The sequence below is a fragment of the Nocardioides sp. genome (assembly GCF_031422975.1).
Taxonomy (GTDB): Bacteria; Actinomycetota; Actinomycetes; order Propionibacteriales; family Nocardioidaceae; genus Nocardioides.
Map to the genome: position 1 here is coordinate 1 of NZ_JANPEO010000592.1, position 6,562 is coordinate 6,562.

A 6,562-nucleotide genomic window follows, 5' to 3' on the forward strand; every position below is an offset into this window, starting at 1 on the left:
GCCCCGGCAACGCCCACGGCTCGATCATCGCGGTCGGATCGAGGTAGGGGATCCCGTGGAAGGCGACCGGACCGTGCTCGTCCTGGAGAAGCACGGGCGTGCCGACGGCACGCGCGTCCGTGCGGATGAACACCCCGGCGACGTCGATGAGGCGGCTGCCGAACCCGAGGCGCTGCGCCGAGTCGTGGTTGCCGCTCGTGACCACGACGGACGCCCGCGAAGCCGCGAGCCGGGCGAAGGTCTCGTCGGCCAGCCGGACGGCGTCGACGTGGGGCAGGGCACGGTCGTAGACGTCGCCGGCAACGACCACGACGTCGATGCTCTCGGACTCGACGACCTCGAGCAGGTGGTCCACGAACACGCCTTGATGGCCGAGGAGCCCTTCGCGGTGGAAGGACCTCCCCAGGTGCCAGTCAGAGGTGTGCAGGATCCGCATGGATCGAGCCTAGATTCGACCACCGACAACGGTCGGGAGCCCACGCCGCGACAGGCCAGTCAGGCGTACTGCACGCACCGTCCGGGACTGGTGAAGCCGAACAGCGCCAGCCCCGACTCGGACGCGAGGCGCACCGAGAGACTGGTCGGCGCGCCGACCGCGACGAGGGAGCCGATGCCGCTCGCCACGGACTTCTGCACCAGCTCGAAGCCGGCGCGGCCGCTGACCACCAGGCATGCCTCGCTGCGCGGTTCGCCGGCCAGCACCCGGGCGCCGATCACCTTGTCGACGGCATTGTGGCGCCCGACGTCCTCCCGGACGACGAGGATGCGACCGTCCGCGTCAGCCAGCGCCGCGGCGTGCACACCACCGGTCCTGCTGAAGACCGGCTGCTTCTCGCGCAGCGCGTCGGGGAGTGTCCGGATGACGTCGGGGGAGGGGAGTGCGCCTTGCCAGGGGGTCGCTGTCCGGACGTCCAGCACCGCCGCGACGCTGTCCTTCCCGCACACGCCGCACGCCGACGAGCCGGCCGACTGGGCCGCGTGCCGGTGGCCGATGTCGGTGGCCCCCGACACGATGATCGTCACGACGTTGAACTCCTGCTCCGGATCCAGGTCGGCGTCGGTGCAGTAGGCCACCCTCACTATCTCGGAAGGAGCCACCAGTGACTCGTTCACCGCGAAGCCCGCCGCCAGCTCGAAGTCGTGACCCGGCGTCCGCATCGTCACCCAGACGCGCTCGGCCGGGGCACCGGTCGACGCCAGCCTGATCTCCAGGGGTTCCTCGGTCGCGAGCCGGTCCTCGTGCGTGCGGGCGCCGGCGTCGGTGTGCTCGGTGACGCGCGTGCGCACCGACGGTCCGGGCCTGCGGGCTAGCGTGCTCATGGCTTCGAGCGTACGGCGATGCGCCGGCGCAGCTCGTCGGCCATGATCGCCAACGTCCGTCGAAGGGAGTGGTCCAGGCTCGGATCGCCGGCGAGCGCCTCGGAGCGAGCCACGGTCTCGTCGGTCAGCGAGGTGAGCGGGAAGAACCAGCACGCGGCGTCGGCCAGCAGCCAGCCGGCGCGACGAGACGCGGTGCCGGGCAGCTCGTCGAAGAACCTGTCGACGTACGCATCGGTCAGGGACTCCTGTCCGGGTTGCCACATGCCCTGTCCCGAGGCCTGCAGCTCGTAGTTGGGCACGTCCTCGACCCCGATGAACCGATCCCAGGCCCAGGCCTTGGCCTCGAGACAGGGCAGGGAGGCGACAGCCCGGGCGTGCTGGACCGTGGAGACCGCGGTGGGTTCGTCCGCCAGGTGCTCATCGAGCGCGGACCACTCGATCGCGCCCAGGCTCGCGAGTCTGCTCAGCAGCCGCCAGCGCACCGCGAGGTCGATCGACACGCCTGCGGGCACCGCCCCCGCGAGCCACTGGTCGAGCACATCGGAGGAGAGGCAGGTCTCGATCGCGGCCTGGAACGCCGCGTGCTGCACCGTGCTGTCCGCGACGGCAGTCGTCGCGCGCTCCAGATACGCCGTGTGCAGAGCACTCAAGGAGGCGACCGGGTCGGCACTGAGCGGTGCAACCTTCGTCACCAGCCACTCGGTCAGCAGCATCTTGCTCGGATCGGACGCGCGCGTGTTGAACCCCAGCGGTTCGTCGCTGGTCTCGCCCGGGATCGACCGCACTGCCAGCGCGAGCACGTCGTCGGGTCCGGCGATGCCGGTCTCGAACGAGCTGCGCACGTTGTTCCACACGGCTGCCCGCAGCGTGTCGTCGGTCAGTCTCGGCATCAGCCCGGGCAGCCTGGCCAGGGACTGCTGGTCGAGCTGAGCCACGAGCCAGGAGGTCTCGTCGACGTCGAGGACGAGCGTTTCCTCGGGCGCCACCACGACGGCGCAGCTCGCCTCGGCCAGTGTCACCGCCTGGCGCCGCCAGGTGCCGTCCGGGCCCACCAGCGCGACGTTGAACGCGTGGCGCCGCTCGGTCGACTCGGAGCCCGGGGGAGTACGCCGCAGCACACCGTTCATCCGGTCCAGCGCGATCCGGTCCACCCCGCTCGTGCGCAGCCAGCCCTGCGTGACGTCGCCCAGATCACCGGCGCCGGCTCGCTCCCAGCTCGCGAAGAGGTCGTGCATCGTGGCGTTGCCGAACCGGTGGGCGGCGAAATGGTCGTTGACGCCGGTGAAGAAGACCTCGTCGCCGAGGCGAGCGTTCAGCTGCTTGAGGACGCTCGAGCCCTTGGCGTAGGAGATGCCGTCGAAGTCCTGCAGCGCGGCGACCGCGTCCGAGGCGCCGTTGCCGGCAACCGGGTGCGTGCTCGGCCCGGCGTCCGCAAGCAGTCCCCACTGCCGACGAGCGTAGGAATTGTGCACCCAGGCATCGTCGAACTCAGTGGCATCGGCGATCACCCGATTGCCCAGGTACTCGGCGAAGGACTCGTTGAGCCAGAGGTCGTCCCACCACTTCGGCGTGGTGGTGTTGCCGAACCACTGGTGCGCCAGCTCGTGCGCGATCGTCGAGGCCCGGATGGTGTGGGCGCTGCGGGTCACCCGGGACGTGAAGAGGTAGGGATCGCGCAGCGTGACGCAGCCGGGGTTCTCCATCGCACCGGCATTGAAGTCGGGCACGAACGCCTGGTGGTAGTCGCCGAAGGGATAGCGCTCGTCGAAGAGCCGGTGGAGCTCGTCGAAGGACTGCCCGGTCACGGTCAGGATCTCCTCGGCGTCCCGGTCGAGCGCGTCCGCGATGCTCTGGCGAGCCGTCAGGCCGAGCCGGATCCCGTCGTGCTCGGTGCTGATGGCGTGCCAGGGACCGGCGACCAGCGTGACGAAGTACGTCGACAGCGGTGGCGTCTGCTCGAACTCCCAGACGCCCGGCTCGACCTGCTCGCCCGGCGCGTTCGCGTACACCGTCCACTCGCGCGGAGCCTTCACGTGGAACGTGTACGACGCCTTGAGGTCGGGCTGGTCGAAGCAGGCGAAGATGCTGGGCGCCGCGTCCATGAAGGACATGCCGTAGACGTAGTGGCGACCGTCGGCCGGATCGACGCTGCGGTGCAGCCCTTCGCCGTCCGACCGGAAGCGCATCACGGCATCGACCATGAGCTCATTGGTGCCGGGCTGCGTCGGCAACCTCAGCCGCCCTCCGTCCAGCGAGTCCGGATCCAGCAGCGAGCCGTTGAGCCGGACCTCGCCGATCCGCACCGGTTTCACGTCGACGAACGTCTCGGCGCCGGTCGACTCGAAGACGACGATGGTCCTCGAACCGAAGGTCTCCGCCGACGACGCGAGGTCCAGCGCCACGTCGTACGACGTGACCTGCAGGGTCGCGAAGCGCTCGATGGCTTCGCGGTGCTGAAGGCTCAGATGGGGGGATCCGGTCACGCGTGCACCCTAGTCACCGAAGGGTTTCCGGGGTGTGGCAGATCACCCCTGGAATGGTCCCGTGCGCGCCTTCGACAGTCGTAGAATGTAAGAGTCGCGTCAGCGGCACTATTCATTACATCTCGTCCCATCTCGTCACGTGGCCGGCACGGCCGAAAGGACCAGGAACACCATGAGCACGCAACTGCACCTCGCCTACGGCATCGTCGAGGGACGGGCCCACTTCGCCGAGGACAGGGCCCTGCTTCGAACGGTGGAACTGGCTCGCAGTGAGCAGCGTCGCGCAGCCCGCGCCGCGCGCCGCAACGCGCGCTGAGTCGAGCATTCGCGGGCGCTCTATGCTCGCGGCATGAGCGACGAGACCCTCCGTAGCATCGCGCTGAGAAAGATCGGCGACGCCCGCTTCAAGGCGACCAACGCCCGCGGAGGTGAGACGTTCATGGGCGCCGGGGGAGAAGACCCCGACTTCACCCCGATCGAGCTCCTCCTCGCGGCCATCGCCGGCTGCAGTGCGCTCGACGTCGAGGCCATCACGAAGAAGCGGGCCACTAGCACTGGATTCGAGATCTCGGCGGAGGGGCACAAGGTCCGCGACGAGCACGGCAACCATCTGACCGGACTCCGGATCACGTTCGATGTCGCGTTCCCCGAGGGGCCCGAGGGCGACGCCGCCCGGGAGGTCCTGCCGCGCGCCATCGCGATGTCACGCGACCGGCTCTGTACCGTGAGCCGCACGGTCCAGCTGGGCACGGAGGTCACCTACGACGGCCCTCACGTCGAGGCCTGACTCGGGTCATGCGGGCGAAACCGCTGCGTGGCTGGGCCACGCAGCGGCATCGGCCCTGGTGGGTCCGTCAGCCGATCGTGACGGCGGTGATGTCGATCGGACCGGCGTTGGGCACGCCACCACCGGCCGGGTGGGAGCCGTCGTCGCCCTTCTTGGCGGCCTCGGTCAGCAGCGCGAGCCCGGCCGGGTCGACCGTGCCGAAGACGTTGTAGTTGGCCGTCAGACCGGGGGAGTCGTTGAACACGAAGAAGAACTGCGAGCCGTTGGTGTCGGCGCCGGCGTTGGCCATCGCCAGCGTGCCGGCGGTGTAGGTCTCATCCCCGGTCAGCTCATCGGCGTAGCTGTAGCCCGGACCACCCGAGCCGGTCCCGGACGGATCGCCGCACTGCAGGATCCCGAAGGAGGGCGAGGTCGCCATGCGCGGGCAGGGTGAGTCGTCGAAGAAGCCCTGCTCGGCCAGCGACACGAACGAGTTGACCGTGCACGGGGTGGCGTCGGCGTCCAGCGTCGCCGGGATGTCGCCCAGCGTGGTCTCGAAGACGATGCTCACCTGCCCGGACACAGTGGGCTCGCTCGGCGGGAGGTCGACCTCCTTGGCTGCCGGGGAGCCGTCTTCGACGTACTCACACGGCCCCGCGGCGGCCTCCGAGTCAGTGGGGGTCTCGCTCGTCCCCGCACTGGTGGACGGGTCGGCTGCCGTGTCGGCGTCGCGTTCGTTGCCGCATGCGGCAAGGGAGAGACAGGCCAGGGTCGCCGAGATGGCAACGAGTCGCTTCAACATGCCGACGATGGTAGGCGAGAGGGTGTCGCCGGCTGACGAGGCATGATCTCCGCATGCCCTACAGCCCTGCGCACGACTCGGTCGACGACCCGGCGGTGCTGCTCGACTTCATCGAGGCTCACCCGTTGGCGACCCTGGTGACCCACGACGGCGAAACGCCCGACGCCGACCTGATTCCGTTGCTCGCGCAGAAGGGGAGCGCCGGCCTGGACCTCGTCGGGCACGTGGCCCGGGCGAACCCACTGTGGGAGCGAGCTCAGGTCGGGCCCGTGCTCGCCGTCTTCGGCCCGGTCGGTCACTACGTGTCGCCCACCTTCTATCCCAGCAAGGCCGAACACCACCGCGTCGTTCCGACCTGGAACTACCTCGTCGTCCACGCGCAGGGGGAGCTGGTCGTGCACGACGACCGGGCCTGGACCCGGGCCGCCGTGGCGCGCCTGACCCAGACCATGGAGAACGGTCGCTCGGAGCCGTGGCGGGTGGGAATGGCTCCGCGCGAGTACGTCGAGCGCCAGCTCGACCAGATCGTGGGCATCAGCGTCCGGGTCACCTCACTCATCGGCAAGTTCAAGATCTCCGCCGCCCGGCACACCGCGGACCGCGAGGGGGCCGCCGCAGGGATCGCGGGCGACGGCGGGCCGGCCGAGCTCGTGGCGGCGATGCGCCTAGGATTGCGGCCGTGAACGAACGTGCGACCACCCCGGGGGACCGGCTCCCGCTTCTCATCACCGTCGGCGTGTTCGTGGTGATGGTGGCGTTCCTCCCGCTGGTGTGGATGCTCGACCGCGGCCTCGAGGACGACCGGCCGATGTACCAGGACATGCTGAGGATGCAGACCTACCAGGCGGCCCACATCGCCAACGGCGGACGACCGGTCGAGGCAACGGTGTCCGACGGTGGGTCCGTCAAGGTCGGCAGCAACGATTTCGTCGCTTCGCCGGGTGTCGCGCTCGTCGTACGCGCGGTCGACGGCAACTCCTACTGCATCAGCGCGAGCAATGCGGACGGCTTGAAGTCCCCGGAGCACTGCAGCTCGTAGTTCCGGTGTGAGGTCCGCAGCCGCAGTTCTCGCCCCGCCACGCTTCGAGCCCTTCACGGACAGCGACGGCAGCGATGATGAGCCCGGCGATGGGGTCGGCCCACGACCAGCCGAGGGTCGCGTTCAGGACCAACCCGACGAGCAGGACCGCT

At 69.6% G+C, this 6,562-nt stretch carries 8 protein-coding genes; 4 read left to right on the top strand and 4 right to left on the bottom strand.

Features of this window, described 5'->3' with window-relative positions; all coding sequences use genetic code 11:
• The 3 genes from RMO85_RS17600 to pepN all read right to left on the bottom strand — a co-directional run.
• Positions 1-436, bottom strand: a 436-nt coding sequence (locus RMO85_RS17600; protein WP_310530018.1) for an exonuclease subunit SbcD, incomplete at its 3' end; no start/stop codon positions are given.
• A 59-nt stretch (positions 437-495) separates the two neighbouring features.
• Positions 496-1,320 carry a formate dehydrogenase accessory sulfurtransferase FdhD gene (locus RMO85_RS17605; RefSeq protein WP_310530019.1) on the bottom strand — a complete coding sequence of 275 codons (825 nt, stop codon included), beginning with the start codon at positions 1,318-1,320 and terminating at the stop codon, positions 496-498.
• Positions 1,317-3,803 carry an aminopeptidase N gene (gene pepN / locus RMO85_RS17610; protein ID WP_310530020.1) on the bottom strand — a complete coding sequence of 829 codons (2,487 nt, stop codon included), beginning with the start codon at positions 3,801-3,803 and terminating at the stop codon, positions 1,317-1,319. Before pepN ends, RMO85_RS17605 begins: the two co-directional genes overlap by 4 nt.
• A 172-nt stretch (positions 3,804-3,975) precedes the next feature.
• Here pepN and RMO85_RS17615 point away from each other — a divergent pair, with 172 nt between their 5' ends.
• Both RMO85_RS17615 and RMO85_RS17620 read left to right on the top strand, forming a co-directional pair.
• The gene (locus RMO85_RS17615; RefSeq protein ID WP_310530021.1) at positions 3,976-4,119 is read left to right on the top strand and encodes a hypothetical protein; all 144 of its coding nucleotides are present in this window, start codon (positions 3,976-3,978) and stop codon (positions 4,117-4,119) included.
• Between the two features lie 33 nt (positions 4,120-4,152).
• On the top strand, positions 4,153-4,590 hold the full coding sequence (locus RMO85_RS17620; RefSeq protein ID WP_310530022.1) for an OsmC family protein: 438 nt from the start codon (positions 4,153-4,155) through the stop codon (positions 4,588-4,590).
• A 67-nt stretch (positions 4,591-4,657) separates the two neighbouring features.
• Here the strand turns inward: RMO85_RS17620 and RMO85_RS17625 are convergent, their stop codons facing one another.
• Entirely contained in the window at positions 4,658-5,371 is a 714-nt protein-coding gene (locus RMO85_RS17625) for a peptidylprolyl isomerase (RefSeq protein ID WP_310530023.1), read from the bottom strand.
• A gap of 53 nt (positions 5,372-5,424) precedes the next feature.
• Between RMO85_RS17625 and RMO85_RS17630 the strand changes: the two genes are divergently transcribed.
• Positions 5,425-6,054, top strand: coding sequence for an FMN-binding negative transcriptional regulator (locus RMO85_RS17630; RefSeq protein ID WP_310530024.1), 630 nt, complete (start codon positions 5,425-5,427; stop codon positions 6,052-6,054).
• Positions 6,051-6,410 carry a hypothetical protein gene (locus RMO85_RS17635; protein ID WP_310530025.1) on the top strand — a complete coding sequence of 120 codons (360 nt, stop codon included), beginning with the start codon at positions 6,051-6,053 and terminating at the stop codon, positions 6,408-6,410. The genes RMO85_RS17630 and RMO85_RS17635 overlap by 4 nt, the downstream gene beginning before the upstream one ends.
• Positions 6,411-6,562: the final 152 nt, after the last annotated feature.

Bases quoted from the DNA above. Each gene is read 5' to 3' on its own strand.
- RMO85_RS17605 (WP_310530019.1), bottom strand. From the start codon at position 1,320: ATGAGCACGCTAGCCCGCAGGCCCGGACCGTCGGTGCGCACGCGCGTC.
- RMO85_RS17615 (WP_310530021.1), top strand. From the start codon at position 3,976: ATGAGCACGCAACTGCACCTCGCCTACGGCATCGTCGAGGGACGGGCC.
- RMO85_RS17620 (WP_310530022.1), top strand. From the start codon at position 4,153: ATGAGCGACGAGACCCTCCGTAGCATCGCGCTGAGAAAGATCGGCGAC.
- RMO85_RS17625 (WP_310530023.1), bottom strand. From the start codon at position 5,371: ATGTTGAAGCGACTCGTTGCCATCTCGGCGACCCTGGCCTGTCTCTCC.
- RMO85_RS17630 (WP_310530024.1), top strand. From the start codon at position 5,425: ATGCCCTACAGCCCTGCGCACGACTCGGTCGACGACCCGGCGGTGCTG.